Raw genomic sequence first — 20,327 nt, 5'->3', positions numbered from 1 at the left:
CCCAGGCCGACCAGGTCGGTCATCCAGCCGCCGGCGATCATCGACAGGGCCGCTGCCAACAGCAGGACACGCTGCACGAGGTTGGCCGCACCGTTGAGGAACCACCCCTGCACGGCGGCGGCCAGCAGATAGATGCCCATCCCGGCGGTGACGACAACCCGCAGGATCTGCATCCAGGTGCCTTCCATCAGCAGGGCCGGGCTGTAGAAGAACATGAAGGGCACGATGAAGGCGGCCAGGCCGAACTTGAAGGAGGTCAGGGCCGTTTTCAGCGGGTCCGTGTTGGCGATGGCGGCGGCGGCATAGCCCGCCAGTGCGACCGGTGGCGTTATCGCCGAGAGCACGGCGTAGTAGAACACGAAGAAGTGGGCGACCAGCGGCGGGATGCCGATCTGCTGCAGGCCGGGTGCGACCACCGAGGCGGCGACGGCGTAGGCCGCGGTGGTGGGCATGCCCATGCCGAGCAGGATGCTGATGCACATGGCGAAGAACAGTGCCATCAGGTGGCTGGTATCGGCAATACCCAGCAGCATGGAGGCGAAGCGGGCACCGACACCGGTCAGCGAAATGACCCCGACGATGATACCGGCACAGGCACATACCGCGATCAGCGGGATCGCCATGCGCGCACCAAGGGACAACGCGTTGAGCAGTGCCCTGGGGCCCATCCAGTGCGGGGTGAACCAGGAGACCACGGCGGCACTGATCATGGCCAGGGTGCCGGCGCGAATCACCGAGTAACCCATGAAGAGGGTACCGATCAGGATGACGATGGGCAGGAACAGGTAGGCCTGCTTGACCATCTTGCGGAAGACCGGCAGTTCATCCTTGGACATGCCCAGCATGCCATCACGGCGCGCTTCCAGATCGACCATCATGTAGATGGAAAGGAAATAGAGCCCGGCGGGAATCAGTGCGGCAATGGCAATTTCGGTATAGGGAATGCCGGTGATCTCGGCCATGATGAAGGCGCCGGCACCCATGATCGGCGGCACGATCTGGCCACCGGTGGAGGCGGCGGCCTCGATGCCGCCGGCGCTGCGCGGATGGTAGCCGACCTTCTTCATCAGCGGGATGGTGAGTGAACCGGTGGCCACCACGTTGCCGGCGGAGGTACCGTTGATCATGCCCATCAGGCCGGAGGCGAAGACCGCCACCTTGGCCGGGCCGCCCCGTGCACGGCCGGCGGCGGCGAACGCGAAGTTGATGAAGTAGTCGCCGACCCTGGAAGCCTGCAGGAAGGCGGCGAAGGTGATGAAGAGAATGATATAGGTCGACGACACGGCGGTGGTCGGGCCGAGAATGCCGTTGTCGGTGTAGAGATAGGTGAAGAAGCGCGAGAAGGAGTACCCGCGATGTTCGAGCAGGCCCGGCAGGTAGGGCCCGGCAAAGGCATAGATCAGGAAGACGCCGGTGATGAGGATCAGAGCCAAGCCAGCCACACGACGGGTCAATTCCATGATCAGGGCCACACCCACGGCGGCGATCATGAATTCGGTCTGCCCGGCAAAGGGGGTGCCGGCGGCCATGCGCCAGCGATTCAGTACCAGAACCAGATAGGCGGCAACGAGGATCGAGGCAATGATCAGGATCGCGTCGGCCCAGTGGATGGAGCGGCTGGAGCTGCGCCATATCCAGCTGCTGACCAGGGCGATGGCGGTGGCGCCGGCCAGCGACCAGCTCAGGTGCACGACGAGCCAGTTGGCGGGCGGCGTGCCGGTTTCGCGCATGTACCAGGCGTAAAGCGTGCAAAAGACGGCGTAGCCGATGGCAGCGACCGCGGGAATCAGGGCGAACCATTCGACGCGGTTGATACGAACCTCACCGGGGCTGCGATCGAGCGTCATGGCCGCGGTGATGGCGAAGCCGACGGCAAGGCCGCCCGCGACGTGAATGATACGGAATGTCCAGGTCTCGATGGGTGAGACGTTGAGCGCATAGAGGTGCATGGCCGTGAACAGCACACAGGCGGCAAACACCGTCTGGCCGAGCAGGCCCGAGAGCACGCGCTCGTTGTGGGCGATGGGGATGTCGGCAACCCCATCAGTGCCGACTTTGGCAGCGGCTTCGTTGGGTTGGGTTTCGTGAGTCATACCGGAATGCCTAGGAGGTTACGGATGCCTGCGCAGAAGCGAGGCGTTGACGCCGGCCCGGAGACCGGCGTCGATGTCGCGTTGCGGAGGATCAGCCGCGCAGGTCTTCCGGAATGTCGTAGCCCTGCTCCTCGAACCAGCGCACGGCGCCCGGGTGCCAAGGCAGGAAGGAGTTGTATTCGAAGTTTTCGGGCAGCGTCTCGACCGCGGCGCCGTGGATCTGCACCATGCGGTCGTGGTTTTCCATGACGGCCTGGGTCACTTCGTAGACCAGAGACTCCGGCATGTCCTTGTGGGTGATGGCGAAGTTCCAGATGGAGACGGCCGGCAGGTCCTCTTCCAGGCTGTTGTAGACAGCAGCCGGGATGGTGGACGGCGACAGCTCCGGATAGTCGTCCAGCACGTCGCCCATCTCATCCTCGGAGAAGGAGAAGATGTTCACGTTCGCCTGGGCTTCGAGTTGGCTGAAGGCGGAAATCGGCACGCCAGCGGCAAAGGCGAAGGCATCGATCAGGCCATCCTGCAACTGACCGGCCTGGTCGGCTGCGCCACCGTTACGGGTGTCGACATCGAGGCCGAGCTTCTCGAACAGCTGCGGGTAGTACATGTCCGACGTGCCGCCGGCCGGGCCCACGCCAACGGTCTTGCCGTCGAGGTCGGCGACGGAGGAGATGTTGGAGCCTGCCAGGGAGATGATCTGCAGGGTGGTCTGGTACATCGGGAAGACGGCACGAATATCAGTGTGTTCGACGCCCGGTGCCAGCTCGCTCTCGCCAATCCAGGCTTCGTAGGCCGGGCCCATGGTGACCATGCCGAAATCATGCTCGCCCATCTGTACCAGGGTGGCGTTTTGCACGGGCCCACCGGTTACCTCGGCGCCGAAGGAAACGCCCAAAGCATCCCCTACCAGGTTGGCCCAACCGGCGCCGTAGATGTAATAGGTGCCGCCCTGGCTGGCGGTGCCCACAGTCAGGCTGCGTGGCCAGTCGCTGCGGTCTTCGGCCTGTGCGCCCGCTGCTACCAGGGCTGCGCCCAGGCAGGTCGTTGCAATCAGCTTGGATGCTGCGTATCGCATGGTGTCACTCCAATGGCGTTGTCGTTATGAGAGCACCCCGCTATCAGCAGGAGAGCGAGACGCTCAGGGAAATCTGGCATACAACGCTCAGTAAAGGCAAGAGGCGTGCCTTGAAATTAAAAAATAACACCTGGTCAGTAGGTTACGCTTTCGAAATTCGACCAAGGTCGCGATGGGAAAAGCCCCGGTTGGCTGGCATGTCGCACACTGGCTGCTCTATCGTGTGTGGGATTCCGCACGAATGGTGTCGGTGAGACGAGAGGGAGGCGCAAGGGCGGCAATCAGGCGGCTGGCCTGATGCAGATCGTTCATCAGCGACGAGGCAAGCCAGGGGTCCAGGCGCTGCTGGCGCAGGCGCTCGGCCAACTCGCGCTGCCAATGATGGCGAACAGTTTCCAACTGGGTGTCGATGTCAGAATCGCCGGGGCCTTTGGCCAACCGGTTCAGGCCCAAGGCGAGGGCCAGACGGAGGTCGTCGTGGGCGTCCCTCAGGGGACTGGTTCGGGCCGAATGGCGCAGCAGGCTGCGCTGCAACACCTCACCAAAACGAACGGCCTCCACCATGCGCAGCGTCTGGTCGTGAAGGATATCCAGGCGAGTCTTCTGTTCGTCTGTGAGGGGCGTGTCGATGCGCGAATGGAAATCGAGAACCTCGGCCAATAGTGGCTTGATTCGCTCCTGGTAGCGGGCATTGATGGCTGGCCAGGCGGCGGGGTCGATGGTCGCCTCGACAGTCTCACGCCGTGGCGGGTGGCCGATCACGTCGGCACTGGGCATCAGGATGGCTGTGCAGAGCAGGTGATAGGCACGACGATTGAGTCGCTGACACTCCTGCTCCATCGCCGCTACGGCTGTATCGGCGTGCTCCAGGGCGGTCTTGTCCAGGTAGCGAGCCTGGGCGGGAGGCAGTCGAGCCGGTTCCGGAAAGCGGCGTTCCAATGCGCTCGCCAAGCGTGGAATCAAGGGCAGCATCAGCACGATTCCCAGCAGGTTGAACAAGGTATGAAACAGGGCCAGCTTGAGCGGCCAGGCGGTCTCTGCCATGCCGATGACTGCGGCAATGGTATCGACCAGCCAGGCCAGGGGCATCAGGAGCAGCAGTGCGACAGCCGCTGTGACGAGGTTGAAGATCACATGGGCGCCGGCCAGGCGGCGTGCGGCGGCCCCGGCAGTCAGGGCGCCCAGTACCGCCGTTACCGTGGTGCCCACATTGGCGCCGATGGCGATGGCCAGGGCCGGCAGGTAGGGAAGTTGACCCGAGGCGAGTGCGGTCAAGGTGAGCAGCAGAGTGGCATGACTCGATTGCATGACCACGGTGGCAACGATGCCGAACAGCACGAACAGTGGCCAGTGCCATGGCTGGCTCCCGCTCAGGCCGTCGAGCCTGAGGCCGTCCTGCCAGGTTTCGAAGCCCAGCTTCATGAAATCGATGCCCAGGAACAGCAGTCCGATGCCCAGCACCAGGCCGGCGATACTGGCAAGGACCCCGCTTGAGAGGCGGCTGCCGAGCAGCCCTAGGGCCAGCAGGGGCATGGCGTAGTGTGCCAGGTCGAAGCGGAGACCGACGCTGGCGATTAGCCAGGCTCCGGTGGTGGTGCCCAGGTTGGCGCCGAATAGCAAGGCAATGGCGCCGGCCAGGCTGATCAATCCTGCACTGACAAAGGACATGGCCAGAAGCGTGATCAGCGAGCTGGACTGCACCAGGGCGGTGGCTAGCGCACCCGCGCCGATGGCCCGTGCGGGGCTTCGGGTGGCGTTGTACAGCCAGCGATCCAGGGTGCCGCCGGAGAGCCGCTTGACCCCTTTCTCCAGGTGGGTCATACCCCACAGGAACAGGCCGAGCCCCGCCGCCAGGGTGGCAAGGTCAGGTCGTGCCAGCAGCAGCGCCGTTACGGCAATCAGCCCGAACAGCTCCAGGCGGTGCCGCATCGCCCGGGGCCGGGGTGCGTCGGCTGCGGCTCCCTGCAGGGGCACGATCAGCGGCTTCCGGGGTCGAGAATCCTTACCGTAGCAATGGCATTGCGGCGCTGCTCCTCGCGCTCCCGGTTGACACGGGTTTCGAGTTCGGACCGCGCATCGTCTTCGATGGGAGACTGTTCGAAGAAATCACAGCTGACGCAGTCGCGGTAGCGTATGCCGTTCTGCTCCCAGGCGCGGATGCGATCCATCTCGGCACAGCGAGGGCAGATAGCGCCGGCAATAAAGCGTTTCTGAACGGCCATGGGGCCTCCCTGATGGGGAGCCGCCAGGCAATGGCTGGCGGCTGGTGGAAAAATGCCAATGGACAGGGCGGGCCGCTCAGGCGGCACGAATGCCGCTATGACGCAGCAATGGTTCGATACTCGGCTCCCGACCACGAAACGCACGGAACAGTTCTGCAGCATCGCGTGCGCCGCCCTGCTCGAGAATGGCATGGCGGAAGCGCTGGCCGGTTTCGGCATCAAAGATACCGGCTTCCTCGAAGGCACTCCAGGCATCGGCCGAGAGGACCTCCGCCCATTTGTAGCTGTAGTACCCCGCGGCGTAGCCACCGGCGAAGATATGGCTGAACCCGTTCTGGAAGCGGTTGAAGTCAGCCCGCGGCACGACCGAGACGGCGGCACGAACCTCATCGAGAAGCGCCTGAATGTCGGCAGCGGCCGGGGCGCTGAGTTCATGGTGTAGGCGCAGGTCGAACAGCGAGAACTCCAACTGGCGCACCAGACCCATCGCGGACTGGAAGTTCTTGGCGGCCTGCAGGCGCTCGAGCAGTTCCACGGGCAGCGGCTCGCCGGTATCCACATGGCCGGCAATCAGGTCCAGGCCTTCGCGCTCCCAGCAGTAATTTTCCATGAACTGGCTGGGAAGCTCCACCGCGTCCCAGGCGACGCCATTGATACCGGATATATCGGCTATGGTTTGCCGGGTCAGCATGTGGTGCAGCCCGTGGCCGAACTCATGGAACAGAGTCGTGACTTCGTCGTGGGTCAGCAGGGCCGGCTTGTTCCCCACCGGACGAGTGAAATTGCAGGTCAGATAGGCAATTGGCAGCTGGAGTGTGCCGTTCTCTTGGCAGCGCCGCACCCGGCACTCGTCCATCCAGGCACCGCCACGCTTCCCTTCACGGGCGTAGAGGTCGAGGTAGAATCCGGCAATCGTGTTGCCGCGTTCGAGAATTCGGAAATAACTCACATCGTCGTGGTAGCGCGGTGCGCTCGTGTCTTCCTCGAAGGTGACGCCATACAGCCGCTCGACCACCTTGAACAGGCCGTCCACTATGCGAGGGGCCGGAAAATAGGGGCGCAACTGCTCCTGGGAGATGGCGTGGCGAGCCTCGCGCAGCTTCTCGCTAGCGTAACCGACGTCCCAGGGTTGGAGTTCCGCCAGGCCAAGCTCGGTACGTGCAAAGTCGGCCAGTTCGGCAAACTCCTCGTGCGCCTGGGGCACGGCACGGCTGGCCAGGTCATCGAGGAAGTCGATCGCCTGTTGTGGCGATTCGGCCATCTTGGTGGTCAGGGAGTAGTCGGCGTACGTGGCGAAGCCCAGCAGCTCGGCCAGCTCACGACGCAGGCGCAAGGTTTCCTCGATGATCGGGGCGTTGTCGAACTTGCCCGCATTGGGCCCCTGGTCGGAGGCGCGGGTAACGAAGGCGGTATAGACTTCGCGGCGCAGGGCGGGGTCGTCGGCAAAGGTCATCACCGGATAGAAACTGGGAAAGTCGAGGGTGATGCGGTAGCCCTTCATCCCCTTTGTCTCGGCGTTGGCGGCAAGCGCGGCAAGGGCGCTGTCGGGCAGGCCGGCCAACTGCGATGCCTCTTCGATGTCCTTGTGCCATGCCTGGGTCGCATCGAGTAGCTGGTTGGAGTAGGTGTTGGCCAACTCTGAAAGGCGTGACTTGATCTCACCATAGCGATGCTTTTTCTCGGGGGGCAGGTCGACCCCGGCCAGGCGGAAGTCTCGCAGCGTATTGTCGACGCTTCGTCGCTGAGCCCCGTCCAGCCGTTCCCAGGCGGGGCCATTCTTCAGCGCCTGCCAGGCATGGAACAGCCCTTCGTGCTGTCCAAGCCAGGTACTGTAGTCGGAGAGCAGTCCCAGGCAGGCCTGATACGCGTCGCGCAGGGCCGGCGAGTTCATGGTGCCGTTGAGGTGCGAAACCGGCGACCAGGCGCGGGACAGCCGGTCGTTGTGTGTCTCCAGTGGTGCGGCGAGGCTCTCCCAGTCGGGTGTGCCCTGCTGAGCGCGTTCGACCAGCGCCTCGATGGCGGTGCGGTTGTCCGCGAGCAGTTGCTTGATGGCCGGGACGACATGGTCGGGAGTGATGTCGGCAAAGGGCGGCAGGTCATGGGATTCGAGCAACGGATTCTGAGACATGCACACCTCGTAGACGGTTGAAAAGGGACAAGGGCAATGACGCTTAGATGCGGCCAGCCAGGCCGGGTTTCAATGTGGCCTGATTATTTGATTGACGTTTGGTGGCGCTGAGCCAGCCTGATAGGCTTGCGGGCTTCACGAACGAGAGGTCGATGGAATGAACGCAACCCTGGAGCGCTGGAGTACCCGGCGAGCCTTTATTCTGGCGGTGACCGGTGCGGCCGTGGGGCTGGGGAATATCTGGCGGTTTCCCTACATCACCGGTGAGAACGGTGGTGCCGCCTTCCTGGTGCTTTATGTCGCCTTCGTGCTGCTGCTGGGGTTGCCGGTGATGATGGCCGAGATTCTCATCGGGCGTGCCGGTCGCCGCTCGCCCATGCAGTCGCTGGGACGCCTGGCATCGGCGGCGGGCGCCAGCGGCCGCTGGCGATGGCTCGGGCTTTTCGGGGCCTTCACGGTGTTCTGTATCCTCTCCTTCTACTCCGTGGTGTCCGGATGGTCCATCGAGTTCCTGGTGGCGTCGGTAAACGGCAACTTCGTCGGGGCGAGTGCCGCCGAGATCGGCGCCGGTTTCGATGCGTTCCTTGCCGACCCCAGGCGCATGACCTTCAACCACACGCTGTTTCTGTTCATGACCATGACCGTGGTGGCCGCCGGTGTGGTCAAGGGGCTGGAGCGGCTCAACAACCTGTTGATGCCACTGCTGTATCTGCTCCTGATCCTGCTGGCAGGCCATGCGGCTACTACCGAAGGGTTCGGGCCGGCAATGGTGTGGCTCTTCCGGCCGGACGTCTCGGTCATTACCCCTGTTGTCGTGATGCATGCCATGGGCCATGCCTTTTTCACCCTGGCGGTAGGGGCCTGCGCACTGATGGCCTATGGAGCCTATATGCCCGAGCGTCAGAGCCTGCCTCGGGCCGTCGGAGCGGTGGCGGTGCTAGACGTGGCGGTGGCATTGCTGGCCGGCATCGCCATTTTCTCGGTGGTATTCGCCCAGGGCATGGACCCCGGTGAAGGGCCGGGGCTGATGTTCGTGACGCTGCCGGTGGCGTTCGCCGAACTGCCCTGGGGGGCGCTGTGGCTCAGTGCCTTCTTCCTGCTGCTACTGTTGGCTACCTGGACCTCGTCGATCAACCTGGCGGAGCCCATGGTGGCCACGCTCCAGGGACTAGGTTTCAGGCGAGGCCAGGCGGCTGCCGTCATCGGCGTCGCGGTCTGGCTGATGGGGCTATTGTCGGTGCTATCCTTCTCGACTCTGGCCGAGTGGCGTCCTGTGGCCGGCATGAATGCCTTCGATCTGGTAACGACCATTCCGACCGAAATCTTCCTGCCGATAGGAGGACTCCTGATTGCCGTCTTTGCCGCCTGGGTCATGCCGCGCGAAGAGGCGCGGACGGCTCTGGGAGTTGGTGAGTCAGGCTTCCGTCTCTGGCAGGGGGTGGTACGCTGGATATCGATTCCACTGACGATCCTGGTATTGGCTGCCGGGCTGTTGTGATCCGTTTCGACATGATGTGGCCGGCATTGCCGACGGCCAAGGGAGACAGGCATGAGCACCAATGATCCCATCCGCTCCTGGAAGGGCGTGACTCCGGTACTGGGTGAGCGGGTCTATGTGGACCCGGCCAGTGTGGTGCTGGGCGACGTGGAATTGGGCGACGACTGCTCGGTCTGGCCCATGGCGGTGATCCGTGGCGATATGCACCGTATCCGCATCGGCGCTCGCACCAGCGTACAGGACGGCAGCGTGTTGCATATCACCCATGCCAGCGACTTCAACCCCGGCGGCTTCCCGCTCACCATTGGCGAGGACGTCACTATCGGCCATAAGGCGATCCTGCACGGCTGCACACTGGGTAGCCGCATTCTGGTAGGCATGGGTGCCATCGTCATGGATGGCGCCGTGGTGGAAGACGGGGTGATCATCGCCGCTGGCGCCCTGGTCTCCCCGGGCAAGCGCCTGGAGAGCGGCCATGTCTATGCCGGCAACCCGGCCAGGGCCATGCGCCCGATCAAGGAGAGTGAGCGGGCCTTCTTTCCCTACACCGCCGGCAACTACGTCAGACTCAAGGACGAATACCTCGAGCAGGGCGCGGGAGTTTCCTGACGGAAACCTGGTTCTTCGGGCGGCGGTCGTCGGCCTGCTGATCACGCCGGGGCCGACCAACACTCCGCTGGCCGCCTTGGGCAGCCAGCGGGGTGTGAAGGCATCGCTGGAGCTGATCCCTGCCTGGACCTGCTGGCTCAAGGCTCCGCCTTGTGGCGATAATCCTCGGCCTTGAGGCCATACTTGCGCAGCTTGTCGTAGAGGGTCTTGCGCGGTAGGCCCAGGTGCTCACAGACATCGCTGATACGACCTCGGTGGCTGGCGAGAGATTGGCTTATCAGGCTTTTCTCGAACAGTTCCACCTGCTGGGGAAGGGCCAACTCGCCATTGCCGGTCTCGACGCCCTCGAGCAGCGCATCGAGGCGATAGTCGAAGGCCGAGCCCAGCAGGACATAGCGTTCGGCCAGATTGCGCAATTCGCGCACGTTGCCGGGCCAGTCATGGGCCATCAGGGCCGAGATGCCACTGGTGTCCAGGGGTGGTGCTTCAAGGCTGCTGCGGTTGGCTGCGACCACGGCGAAGTGCTGGAACAGCAGAGGAATGTCCTCGCGGCGATCCCTGAGAGTGGGGATCGGCAGGGTGACCACGTTCAGCCGGTAATAGAGGTCCTCGCGGAACTCGCCGGCCTCGGCGGCCAGCTTGAGGTCGACCTTGGTGGCGGCGATCACCCGGATGTCCAGCGGCACGACTTCGTTGGAGCCCAGACGTTCGATGCCGCGCTCCTGAAGGACGCGCAGCAGCTTGACCTGGAGGGCGAGGGGCATGGACTCGATTTCATCGAGAAAGACGGTCCCGCCATTGGCATGCTCGAACTTGCCGATACGTCGTTCGACGGCACCGGTGAAGGCGCCCTTTTCGTGGCCGAACAGCTCCGATTCGATGATGCTCTCCGGCACCGCCCCGCAGTTGATGGCGACGAAAGGATGGCCTCCACGAGGGCTGCGCTCGTGGATGGCGCGAGCCACCAGATCCTTGCCGGTCCCGGTCTCGCCGAACAGCAGGACATCGGCTTCTACCTGGCCGATGCGCTGTACCATGGAAGCCAGCCGCTGTATGACCGGTGTGCGGCCTACCAGGCGAGGGCCGGGCGCGGCCTGTTGTGCTTCCAGCTCGGCCTTGAGTCGACGGTTTTCCAGGCTCAGGCGTCGCTTGTCGACACCACGGCGCACCATTTCCACCAATCGCTCGCCGGCGAAGGGCTTTTCCAGGAAATCCCAGGCTCCCTCGCGCATGGCCTCCACAGCGGTGGAAATGTCCCCATGCCCGGTAATCAATATGACCGGCAAGTCTGGGTCGCGCAGCCGGATCTCACGCAACAGTGCCAGGCCGTCCATGCCGGGCATGCGAATGTCACTGACGATGACACCGGGGAAATCCGGCAGCAGTGTCTCCAGGGCGCTCTCCGCGCTGGCATGGGGCTCGGGTGTGTAGCCTGCCAGTTCAAGGGTCTGGCCGGCAGTGATACGAAGATGGGCTTCATCGTCGACGATGAGTACCGGGGCGGCCACCGGGTCATGCATGAGAGATCGGCTCCTGGGAGTTGGCGAGGCGGGACCTGTCGGGGTCGCTGTCACGGGGCAGGGTAATGGTGAACCGGGCTCCGGTACCAGGCTGGTTTCCGGCCTCGAGCCGCCCGCCCAGGTCATTGATGATGCGTGAGGAGATAGAGAGCCCGAGACCCAGGCCGCTGCCTGGTGACTTGGATGTGAAGAAGGGCTCGAAGATACGGGCCAGGTTCTGTTCGGGGATGCCGGGGCCATTGTCCGTCACGCTGATCCGCACGTCTCGATCGCTGGTCTCGATGCCAAGCATCAGCGTGGGGTCGGGGGTCTCGGCCATGGCCTGCAAGGCATTACCGATCAGGTTGACCAGGACCTGCTCCAGCCGGACCAGGTCAGCCTGCACCCACGTTTCCTCCTCGCCCCAGTTTCGGTTGACCTTGACGTTGGCGTTGCGCAGGCGCCCCTGATAGAGCCGCATTGCATAATCGAAGCAGGCCTGAACCGGGACCGCCGTCAGGCTTCCCCCGCTCTTGCGCGAAAACTGCCGCAGCTGCGAGCTGATCTCGGCCATGCGCTCGGTGAGCTCCACCACCTGGGCCAGGTTCTCATCGACGGCTTCCCGGCGGTTGCGTGCAAGGAACGTTCGTGCGTTCTCCGCGTAGGCACGGATGGCCGCAAGCGGCTGGTTGAGTTCGTGGTTGATACCGGCGGCCAACTGGCCGAGTACGGCAAGCTTGGTGGCCTGGATCAACTCATCCTGGGTCTGCTGCAGGCTCTCTTCCGCCCGACGCCGCTCGTCGATTTCATCGGAGAGCAGGCGGTTGGTTTCCATCAGATCGTGCGTGCGCAACTCGACATTACGCTCCAGTTCGTCACGGACGTTGGCCAGGGTCTGGCGCTCACGCTCGGCGAAGAGCTCGCGTTCGCGGCGCAGGCGCAAGCGTTGCCAGCCGACGCCTCCCGCCAGTGTCACCACGCCATAGAGCCCTCCGGCCAGCAGTGCCGCCAGCCACTGGGCATTGAGCACGGGGTCGAGTGACTTGAGAATGTGCATGTCCCAACCGAAGGCATCCATGTGTCGGGTCATTCCGAGATAGCTTCCATCGGCAAGGGGGCCCTCGGTGAAGCGGACCAGGCGGCTGCCGTCTCCACGATAATCGAGTATCTGGATGCCGGAGGGGGGCAGCGGCTCATCGGCGTAGCGGCGAGAGTCCAGCAGGGCTTGGTGCTCCTCCTGCGAAAGCGGATAGAGTGCCGTCATTCGCAGTTCGGGGCGACTGGCCATGAAAATGATGTTGTCCTTGTCGGTCACGACCAACTCGGCATCCTGCTCTGCCCAGCTCTCTTCCACGGCATCGAGCAGGACCTTGATCACCATGACGCCGCTGGGCTGGGCGTCAGGTGTCGTATCGTCGAGCCATACAGGGGCGGAAAAATAGTAACCCCGTTCCAGGGACTGTGTGCCCAGGCCAAAGAAACGGCCGCGGCTACCCTGGATCGCGTCTTGATAGTAGCTGCGGAATGCATAGTTGTGGCCGATGAAGGTATTGGTCAGGTGCCAGTTGCTGGCTGCCAGGGTCGTGCCCAGTCGGTCGAGCAGGTACACGTCCGAGACATCGGCGATGGCTCGGAACTGGTCCAGCAACAGATTAAGCGGCATGGTGTCCTGGTGCCCACGATTGGTCAGGAACCGCTTGACCATTTCGCGGGACGCCAGCAGCTGTGGCAGGTAGTCATGTCGTGTCAGGTGGCCTTCCAGGCCCGCGGCCGAGAGGCGCAGCTCGTTCTCGGCCTCGCGCACGAGGGTGTGCAGCGCTTGCTCGCGGGCCACCTGGGCGGCCTGCCACATGATCGCCACCAGCCCCAGGGGCAGCAGCAGTAACAGGAGCCGGCGCAGGGGAACCGACAGGCGGGGCGGGTGATGTGGGCCTTTCACGCGTTTCCGACCTCAGAGCTGGATTTCTGGCAGTGCCTGGGCACGACGCAGGGCCCGTTGGGCACGGGTTTCGGCACGCTCCATTTCCAGCAGCTCTTCTTCGACGAAGACCAGATGCTCATGTGCGCGAGCCCTAGCATCTTCGGCTCGCCCTTCGAGAATGGCGTCGAACAATGCGCGGTGCTGCTTCATCAATAAAGGCCGTGACTGTGGCTTTTCGAAGAGGTGGGTGAGGTTTTCGACAATACTCTTTTCCAGCAGGTGGAAGATGCCACGAATGGTGTGAAGCAGCAGTACGTTGTGCGCCGCTTCGGCGATGGCAAGATGGAAGGCAGCATCGGCTTTGGCCTCGAGTTCCGGATTGCGGCCGGCGAAGCAACTTTCCAGCTCCCCGAAGCGTTTGAGCAGCATCTCCTTGTCAGCGGGCGTCGATCGCAATGCTGCATAATAGGCGGAGATACCTTCCATGGCGTCACGGAATTCGAGCAGGTCCAGGTGAAATTCCTGGTGGCGAGTCAGCATGTCCAGGAGGGGGTCGCTGTAGCCGCTGTTGAGATCGCGTGTGATGAAAGTGCCGCCACCCTGGCGGCTGGTCAGCAGGCCACGGGTGGCCAGCTTCTGGATGGCCTCCCGCAGGGAGGGGCGCGAAACCCCGAAGCGCTCTGCCAGCTCTCGCTCTGGCGGTAATCTCTGGCCAGGCTTGAGACTACCTTCGAGGATCATGGCCTCGAGGCGTTCGGTGATCACATCGGCCAGCTTGGGTTGGCGAACGGTTTGGTAGGTCATGCGGTTCTTCCTGGGAGCCGGCCATGGATAGCTGGCGATCTCTTAATTGGTCTTACCAATTTTGACGTGGTTCTCTCTTGGATGCAATCCGCCGAATTGGTGAAAAACCCGGGATTAATCATTGGGTTGCTCGAGACCTGGCTTATGGCCGACCAAAGTCTAAAGGGTCGGAGGCGGTAATAGGGGGGCGTTGGTTTGACACTGGGGTAGCCGAACCATAAGGTTCATCCTCATCTTTCGGTAAATTGGTATTACCAATTTACCGAAAGATGATTAGAGCCAGGAATGTGACGAACAACAATGGTTGCGTGGCCGGTACTGGCTGCCGGCCGACCGTGAGGGAACCTCATGACGCCAGTCAAGCTTTATCCCCCCAAGCCCGAAAAGGTCTATTTCTTCGGCACCTGCCTCGTCGACCTGTTCTATCCCGAAGCAGGCCTGGACGGTATCCGCCTGCTGGAGCGTGAAGGCATCGAGGTGATCTTTCCCGAAGACCAGACCTGCTGCGGCCAGCCGGCCTATACCTCTGGTTATCAGCAGGAGGCGCGGGCCGTGGCAGTCGCCCAGCTCGGGCTCTTTCCCGAATCCTGGCCGATCATTGTACCCTCTGGTTCCTGCGGCGGCATGATGCGGGTCCATTACCCTCAGTTGTTTGCCGGTACCGAGCATGAGCGTCGGGCCACGGAGGTGGCAGGCAGAATCTATGAGCTCACCGAATTCCTGATCCATGTCTGCCATCTCGCGCTCGAGGACCGTGGCGGGCCGGAGAAGGTCGCGATGCATACCTCATGCAGTGCTCGGCGTGAAATGGGCCTGGCCGATACCGGGCCGGCACTGCTGGCCAAGCTGGGTCAGGTGGAATTGGTGGAGCAGGTCCGAGCCACCGAGTGCTGCGGTTTCGGTGGCACCTTTGCCGTTCGCCACCCGGAAGTCTCCGCCGCCATGGTCGACGACAAGACCCGGGCAATCGAGGCTGCCGGGGCCAGTCGCTTCGTGACCTCCGACTGCGGCTGCCTGATGAACATCGATGGTCGCTTCTCGCACCAGAAGAAAGGGATCGAGGGCGAGCATATCGCCAGCTATCTATGGCGGAGAACCTCATGAGCGTCGAAACCTATACCCCACAAGCCTTCCATCGCCAGGCCCACGATGCCTTGGGGAGTCCGCAGATTCGTTCCAACTTCCGCAAGGCCATGGATGGCCTCATGAGCAAGCGGCGCGACGTGTTCAGCGACTGGGACCTGGAAGCTCTGCGTGAGCTTGGCGCCAACATTCGTCTGCGGGCACTGGCCAGGCTGCCCGAACTGCTCGAACGGCTCGAGGCCAACTGCGAGGCCAGCGGCATCAAGGTGCACTGGGCCGAGGATGGCGAGGAAGCGTGTCGGATCATTCGCGAACTGTGCGAGGCTCGCGGCGCCAAGTCGGTGATCAAGGGCAAGTCCATGGTCTCCGAGGAGATGCATCTCAATGCCCACCTGGAAGCGGCTGGGATAGAAGCGCTGGAGTCGGATCTCGGCGAGTATCTGGTGCAGCTCAACGAGCAGACGCCCTCGCATATCATCATGCCGGCGATCCACCTCAACACCGATGAGATATCCACGATCATGCACGACAAGACGGGGCTGGCACGCACCCGTGATGTCGATGTCATGACCGCTGCGGCTCGGGCCCAGCTACGCGAGCGATTCATGTCAGCCGATATCGGCATCTCGGGTGTCAATTTTGCGGTGGCCGAAACCGGAACCCTGTGCCTGGTGGAGAACGAGGGTAACGGCCGCATGACCACGACGGTGCCCCCGGTCCATATCGCCGTGACCGGCATCGAGAAGGTCGTGGAGCACCTGCGTGACGTGCCGCCCCTCTATGCCTTGCTGACGCGCTCGGCCACCGGTCAGCATGTCACCACCTACTTCAACATGATCAGCTCGCCACGGAAGCGGGGCGAGCATGACGGCCCCGAGGAAGTGCACCTGGTGCTGGTCGATAACGGCCGCTCCAGCATCTATCAGGACGACGAACTGCTCGACACCCTGCGCTGCATTCGCTGCGGAGCCTGCATGAACCACTGTCCCGTCTATACGCGGGTGGGCGGGCACACCTACGGCACCACCTATCCCGGCCCCATCGGTAGTATCCTGATGCCGCACATGCTGGGGTTGGAGCAAACGAAGGATTTGCCGACCGCATCCAGCCTGTGCGGTGCCTGCGGTGAGGTTTGCCCGGTCAAGATTCCCATTCCCGACCTGCTGGTACGTCTGCGGCGCGAGGCGGTGGGCGAGGGGCGCGGCAATGTCCCCGGTGCCGGGGTCAAGCGTACGAAGAAAGAGGTGGCAGCCTGGAAAGGCTGGCAGTGGTTGGCTACCCATCCTTCAGCCTGGCGGGGGGGTACGGCTATCGTCGGCAAGCTTCAGGCGTTGACGCCATCGAAACTTGGCCCCTGGACCGAATGCCGGACGGCCCCCAGGCCCGCGAAGCGGTCATTGCATGCCCTGGTAAAGCGCCACCAGGCAGGTAAAGACAAGAGTGACGCGGAGAAGAGCGCTGCGAACCATGTGATCAAGAAAGGAAAGGACGAGGAGGAGCGGTCATGAGTGCTCGCGATGCCATTCTCAAACGCCTTCGTGAGCGTACCGACGGTGCCTTGAACGCACCGGACAGCGACTTCAGTGTCGTGACCGGGCGTGGTTGGAGTATCGGTGAGCGCCTCGAACGCTTCGAGCGCTTGATCACCTCCGTTCACGGCGAGGTGATTCATACCACCCATGACAATTGGACCGTCGACTTGGCGGAACTGCTGCATGCCAAGGGGGTGCATCGGCTGGCGCTGGGGCGGGAGCACCCCGTGGCCGCAGAGGCACGCAGCGCGCTTGACGCGCGCGATGTCGTGCTGCTGGATGCCGATCGTGACATCGAGTCCTGGCAGCAGGAGCAGTTCGAGTCCACGGATGCCGGCCTGACGTCCACCCGCGGTGCCATTGCCGAGACCGGCAGTCTCTGGCTGTGGCCGACGCCCGACGAGCCGCGCCTGATCAGCCTGGTGCCACCAATCCATATTGCCGTGCTGGACGCCGACACCATCGAGGATACCTTCTTCGACGTGATCGAGGCCCATGGCTGGGCCGACGGCATGCCCACCAATGCCTTGTTGGTATCGGGCCCCAGCAAGACCGCCGACATCGAGCAGACCCTGGCCTACGGGGTGCACGGCCCCCGTGAACTGGTGGTGCTGGTACGCCACGCAGAGGAACGCAAATGACTACCCTGTCCCCTGCGGCACCACCCCGGGTCGAGGCCTGGCATGAGCTGAAGACGGTTCTGCTGAATACCATTCCCGCGGAACGGTTGATCGATGATCCGCTGCGCACCCTGGCCTATGGCACCGATGCCAGCTTCTACCGGTTGATCCCCAAACTGATCGTTCGTCCCGAGAGCGAGGACGAGCTGATGCTGGTACTGGCCGAATGCCGCGCGCGTCGCTTGCCGGTGACTTTCCGCGCCGCCGGCACTTCGTTATCCGGTCAGGCGGTCACCGATTCGGTATTGATCCAGATGGGACAGGGCTGGCGCGGCCATGAAATCCTCGATGGGGGACAGGCGATTCGCCTGCAGCCCGGGGTGATCGGGGCCAGGGCCAACCAGCTGCTGGCACCGTTCGGACGCAAGATCGGGCCGGACCCGGCCTCTATCGGCAGCTGCATGATCGGGGGCATCGCCGCCAACAACGCTTCAGGCATGTGTTGCGGCACTGCTCAGAACAGCTACCGCACGGTGCGCGATATCAGGGTGATCCTGGCCGACGGCACCCGGCTGGATACCGCCGACCCGGCTAGCCGCGAGGCCTTTCGGCTCTCCCATGCCGACCTGTTGAGCGGCCTTGAGCGGCTGTCCGCCGAGGTGCGTTCCAACGAGGCGCTGGCCGAGAAGATCCGCCACAAGTACCGGCTCAAGAACACCACCGGATATGCGCTGAACAGCCTGGTGGACTTCACCGACGGCATCGAGATTCTCAAACATCTGCTGATCGGCTCCGAAGGAACGCTGGGCTTCATCAGCACCATCACCTACGACACCGTGGTGGATGAACCGCTGAAAGCAGCGGCGCTGATCTTTATCCCGGACATGGCCACCACCTGTCGGGCGACCATAGCCCTCAAGCAGGCGCCGGTGTCCGCGGTCGAGCTGATGGACCGTGCGGCGCTGCGCTCGGTGGAGCGCAAGCCGGGCATGCCCGATGTGCTCAAGACGCTGCCGGACAGTGCGGCGGCGCTGCTGATCGACGTTCGCGGCAACGATGAGGCCGAGCTCGAGGAGCGGCTTCAAGCGGTGCGAGTCATCCTGGAAGGCATCCAGACCCTGGAGCCCGTTGCCTTCATGCATGATGCCGCCACCTACGAGCTTTACTGGAAGATCCGCAAGGGGCTCTTCCCGGCGGTAGGCGCGGTGCGCGAGACCGGTACCACAGTGATCATCGAGGACGTGGCCTTCCCCATCGAACGACTGGACGAGGGCGTGCAGGCTCTGACCGATGCCTTTCATCGTCATGGCTACCCGGAGGCCATCCTCTTCGGCCATGCCCTGGAAGGCAACCTTCACTTCGTCTTTCCTCAAGGTTTCGAAAAGCCCGGTGAAGTGGAGCGTTACCAGGCGCTGATGGACGAAGTGGCGCAACTGGTAGGCGTCGAGTATGGCGGCTCGCTCAAGGCCGAGCATGGCACCGGCCGCAATATGGCCCCCTATGTCGAACTGGAATGGGGCCCCGAGGCCTACGCCTTGATGTGGGAAATCAAGGCGCTGTTCGACCCGGAGAACCTGCTCAATCCCGAGGTGATCCTCAGTCGCAACCCGACCCTGCACCTCGAGAATCTCAAGCCATTGCCGGCGGCCCACGACATCATCGACAAATGCATCGAGTGCGGGTTTTGTGAGCATGTCTGCCCATCGAAGGACCTGACCCTGACACCGCGCCAACGGATCGTCATCGCCCGTGAGATGGCGAGGTTGGAGGCGCTGGGCGATGGAATCGATGAGGAGGAAGCCGGACGGCTGGCCACACTGCGTCGCGACTATCGCTACGCCGGTGACGAGACCTGTGCCGTCGACGGCCTGTGCGCGACCCAATGCCCGGTAGGCATCAATACCGGCGAGATGATCCGGGAGATGAGGCATGAGCTACTGCAGCAGCATGCCGGTCTGTCGCGGCGGGTGGGGCGCCACTTCTCCGGTATGACGCGAGTTGCCCGGGGTGTGCTGAACCTGGCCGGTGCCGGCCGTGCGGTACTGGGAGAGAAAGGGCTCTCCAGCGTCAGTGGCGCGATAACGAAAGCCAGCGGCAACCGAGTGCCCCAGTGGGTGCCGACACTGCCCAAGGCGGCACCGATCCGGCTGCTCAAGCAACGCCCTCTCGGAGATGGGGCGAGGGATAAGGTGGTCTACTTGCCCTCCTGCGCGACACGGGTGTTCGGCGCAGCCCATGGCGATGCCGAGAGCCGCTCGGTCATGGAAATCACCCTCTCGTTGCTGGAGCGCGCCGATTTCGAGGTGATTCTGCCCGAGATGACAGGCCATCTATGCTGCGGCATGGCGTTTCACTCCAAAGGCCAGTTCGACGAAGGGGCACACAAGGCGCGAGAGCTCAACCGTGAGCTGCTGGTAGCCAGCCAGAACGGGCGCTATTCCATCATCAGCGACACCAGCCCCTGTGTGCTGCATATGCAGTCGCGCCTCGACGAGCGTCTAGTCGTACAGGAGCCGGTCGCTTTCGCCCACGACCACCTGTTGCCCCGGCTCAAGCTCACGCCGCTAGATGAGCGGATAGCGGTGCATGTCACCTGTTCCAGTACCCATATGGGGCTTGGGGAGCGCATGGTGGCACTGGCACGCGCTTGCGTACGGGAGGTCGTCGTACCTGCCGAGATAACCTGTTGCGGTTTCGCCGGTGACAAGGGACTGGTCACGCCAGAGCTCAATGCCTCGGCACTCAAGGGGCTGGCCGACCAGGTGGCCGGTTGTGATGCGGGCTACTCCAATTCGAAGACCTGTGAGATCGGGCTGGCGCTACATGGGGGTATTCCCTACCGTTCGATCCTGTCGCTGCTCGACCGGGCCAGCCGACCCCGACAGGCAAGCTGAACCGGCCGCTTCGTTATCCACAGGATATGGCTCGAAACCGCCTGTGGATGAGTGACTCGCGTGGAATGTGAAACTTTTTTACCCAAAGCCCTTGCGGCCGAGCGCGCCAGCCCGTAAAGTACGCATCCGCTGCCGGCAACGGCTAACGTTGCCAGCGGTGGAAGTGGAGAAAGTGCTTGTTTCTGTTTGGTTTTTTCGAATCGGCTAGAGCGGTTCGCGATTGACAGAAGCGCCGGAGACGGTAGAATGCACGCCACGCTGAAAGCCGCCGGCAGGACCGGCGCTTCGTGGCAGGATCACCCCGGTGACGGCTGCGAAGCGAGTTGACAAGCTCGGCCGAATGAGTAGA

14 protein-coding genes are annotated in these 20,327 nt (G+C 63.2%); 6 read left to right on the top strand and 8 right to left on the bottom strand.

Annotation, left to right across the window (positions count from 1 at the left end):
* From C1H69_RS07995 to prlC, 5 genes are all read right to left on the bottom strand, one after another.
* Positions 1-2,093 (bottom strand): TRAP transporter permease (locus tag C1H69_RS07995; RefSeq protein WP_102652976.1); only part of this gene is annotated, 2,093 nt, incomplete at its 3' end.
* 91 nt (positions 2,094-2,184) lie between these two features.
* Complete coding sequence (locus tag C1H69_RS07990; protein WP_102652883.1) at positions 2,185-3,168, bottom strand: TAXI family TRAP transporter solute-binding subunit; 984 nt, start codon at positions 3,166-3,168, stop codon at positions 2,185-2,187.
* Between the two features lie 216 nt (positions 3,169-3,384).
* The gene (locus tag C1H69_RS07985) at positions 3,385-5,142 is read right to left on the bottom strand and encodes a Na/Pi cotransporter family protein (RefSeq protein ID WP_133154959.1); all 1,758 of its coding nucleotides are present in this window, start codon (positions 5,140-5,142) and stop codon (positions 3,385-3,387) included.
* 2 nt (positions 5,143-5,144) lie between these two features.
* Positions 5,145-5,390, bottom strand: coding sequence for a YheV family putative zinc ribbon protein (locus C1H69_RS07980; RefSeq protein WP_102652881.1), 246 nt, complete (start codon positions 5,388-5,390; stop codon positions 5,145-5,147).
* Positions 5,391-5,466: 76 nt separating this feature from the next.
* Positions 5,467-7,518, bottom strand: coding sequence for an oligopeptidase A (gene prlC, locus C1H69_RS07975; protein ID WP_102652880.1), 2,052 nt, complete (start codon positions 7,516-7,518; stop codon positions 5,467-5,469).
* A gap of 157 nt (positions 7,519-7,675) precedes the next feature.
* On the opposite strand from prlC, the gene C1H69_RS07970 reads away from it, so the two are divergent.
* Positions 7,676-9,016 (top strand): sodium-dependent transporter, encoded by a 1,341-nt coding sequence (locus C1H69_RS07970; RefSeq protein WP_102652879.1) that lies wholly within the window; start codon positions 7,676-7,678, stop codon positions 9,014-9,016.
* Between the two features lie 51 nt (positions 9,017-9,067).
* Positions 9,068-9,625 carry a gamma carbonic anhydrase family protein gene (locus C1H69_RS07965; RefSeq protein ID WP_102652878.1) on the top strand — a complete coding sequence of 186 codons (558 nt, stop codon included), beginning with the start codon at positions 9,068-9,070 and terminating at the stop codon, positions 9,623-9,625.
* 137 nt (positions 9,626-9,762) lie between these two features.
* On the opposite strand, the gene C1H69_RS07955 is transcribed toward C1H69_RS07965, so the two are convergent.
* Genes C1H69_RS07955 through C1H69_RS07945 form a run of 3 tightly spaced genes read right to left on the bottom strand, consistent with a single transcriptional unit; the run spans position 9,763 to position 13,849 of the window.
* Positions 9,763-11,145 carry a sigma-54-dependent transcriptional regulator gene (locus C1H69_RS07955; protein WP_102652876.1) on the bottom strand — a complete coding sequence of 461 codons (1,383 nt, stop codon included), beginning with the start codon at positions 11,143-11,145 and terminating at the stop codon, positions 9,763-9,765.
* Positions 11,138-13,063, bottom strand: coding sequence for an ATP-binding protein (locus C1H69_RS07950; protein WP_240609877.1), 1,926 nt, complete (start codon positions 13,061-13,063; stop codon positions 11,138-11,140). Before C1H69_RS07950 ends, C1H69_RS07955 begins: the two co-directional genes overlap by 8 nt.
* Positions 13,064-13,075: 12 nt before the next feature.
* Positions 13,076-13,849: a GntR family transcriptional regulator gene (locus C1H69_RS07945; protein ID WP_102652875.1), complete on the bottom strand. Its 774-nt coding sequence runs from the start codon at positions 13,847-13,849 to the stop codon at positions 13,076-13,078.
* 348 nt (positions 13,850-14,197) lie between these two features.
* On the opposite strand from C1H69_RS07945, the gene C1H69_RS07940 reads away from it, so the two are divergent.
* Genes C1H69_RS07940 through C1H69_RS07925 form a run of 4 tightly spaced genes read left to right on the top strand, consistent with a single transcriptional unit; the run spans position 14,198 to position 19,978 of the window.
* A complete protein-coding gene (locus tag C1H69_RS07940) occupies positions 14,198-14,953 on the top strand; it encodes a (Fe-S)-binding protein (RefSeq protein WP_102652874.1) in 756 nt (251 codons plus the stop codon).
* The gene (locus C1H69_RS07935) at positions 14,950-16,440 is read left to right on the top strand and encodes a LutB/LldF family L-lactate oxidation iron-sulfur protein (protein ID WP_240609876.1); all 1,491 of its coding nucleotides are present in this window, start codon (positions 14,950-14,952) and stop codon (positions 16,438-16,440) included. The genes C1H69_RS07940 and C1H69_RS07935 overlap by 4 nt, the downstream gene beginning before the upstream one ends.
* The gene (locus C1H69_RS07930; protein ID WP_102652873.1) at positions 16,437-17,105 is read left to right on the top strand and encodes a LutC/YkgG family protein; all 669 of its coding nucleotides are present in this window, start codon (positions 16,437-16,439) and stop codon (positions 17,103-17,105) included. Before C1H69_RS07935 ends, C1H69_RS07930 begins: the two co-directional genes overlap by 4 nt.
* Complete coding sequence (locus C1H69_RS07925) at positions 17,102-19,978, top strand: FAD-binding and (Fe-S)-binding domain-containing protein (protein WP_102652872.1); 2,877 nt, start codon at positions 17,102-17,104, stop codon at positions 19,976-19,978. Before C1H69_RS07930 ends, C1H69_RS07925 begins: the two co-directional genes overlap by 4 nt.
* The last annotated feature ends 349 nt before the right edge of the window (positions 19,979-20,327 follow it).

This window comes from Billgrantia endophytica (assembly GCF_002879615.1).
GTDB classification, from domain to species: domain Bacteria; phylum Pseudomonadota; class Gammaproteobacteria; order Pseudomonadales; family Halomonadaceae; genus Halomonas; species Halomonas endophytica.
Note: the sequence above shows the minus strand (reverse complement) of the source record. Positions and strands in the feature narration are given on the sequence as shown.

Excerpts from the sequence above, each read along its gene's own strand:
- C1H69_RS07990 (WP_102652883.1), bottom strand. The coding sequence starts at position 3,168 with ATGCGATACGCAGCATCCAAGCTGATTGCAACGACCTGCCTGGGCGCA.
- C1H69_RS07980 (WP_102652881.1), bottom strand. The coding sequence starts at position 5,390 with ATGGCCGTTCAGAAACGCTTTATTGCCGGCGCTATCTGCCCTCGCTGT.
- prlC (WP_102652880.1), bottom strand. The coding sequence starts at position 7,518 with ATGTCTCAGAATCCGTTGCTCGAATCCCATGACCTGCCGCCCTTTGCC.
- C1H69_RS07970 (WP_102652879.1), top strand. The coding sequence starts at position 7,676 with ATGAACGCAACCCTGGAGCGCTGGAGTACCCGGCGAGCCTTTATTCTG.
- C1H69_RS07965 (WP_102652878.1), top strand. The coding sequence starts at position 9,068 with ATGAGCACCAATGATCCCATCCGCTCCTGGAAGGGCGTGACTCCGGTA.
- C1H69_RS07955 (WP_102652876.1), bottom strand. The coding sequence starts at position 11,145 with ATGCATGACCCGGTGGCCGCCCCGGTACTCATCGTCGACGATGAAGCC.
- C1H69_RS07945 (WP_102652875.1), bottom strand. The coding sequence starts at position 13,849 with ATGACCTACCAAACCGTTCGCCAACCCAAGCTGGCCGATGTGATCACC.
- C1H69_RS07940 (WP_102652874.1), top strand. The coding sequence starts at position 14,198 with ATGACGCCAGTCAAGCTTTATCCCCCCAAGCCCGAAAAGGTCTATTTC.
- C1H69_RS07935 (WP_240609876.1), top strand. The coding sequence starts at position 14,950 with ATGAGCGTCGAAACCTATACCCCACAAGCCTTCCATCGCCAGGCCCAC.
- C1H69_RS07930 (WP_102652873.1), top strand. The coding sequence starts at position 16,437 with ATGAGTGCTCGCGATGCCATTCTCAAACGCCTTCGTGAGCGTACCGAC.
- C1H69_RS07925 (WP_102652872.1), top strand. The coding sequence starts at position 17,102 with ATGACTACCCTGTCCCCTGCGGCACCACCCCGGGTCGAGGCCTGGCAT.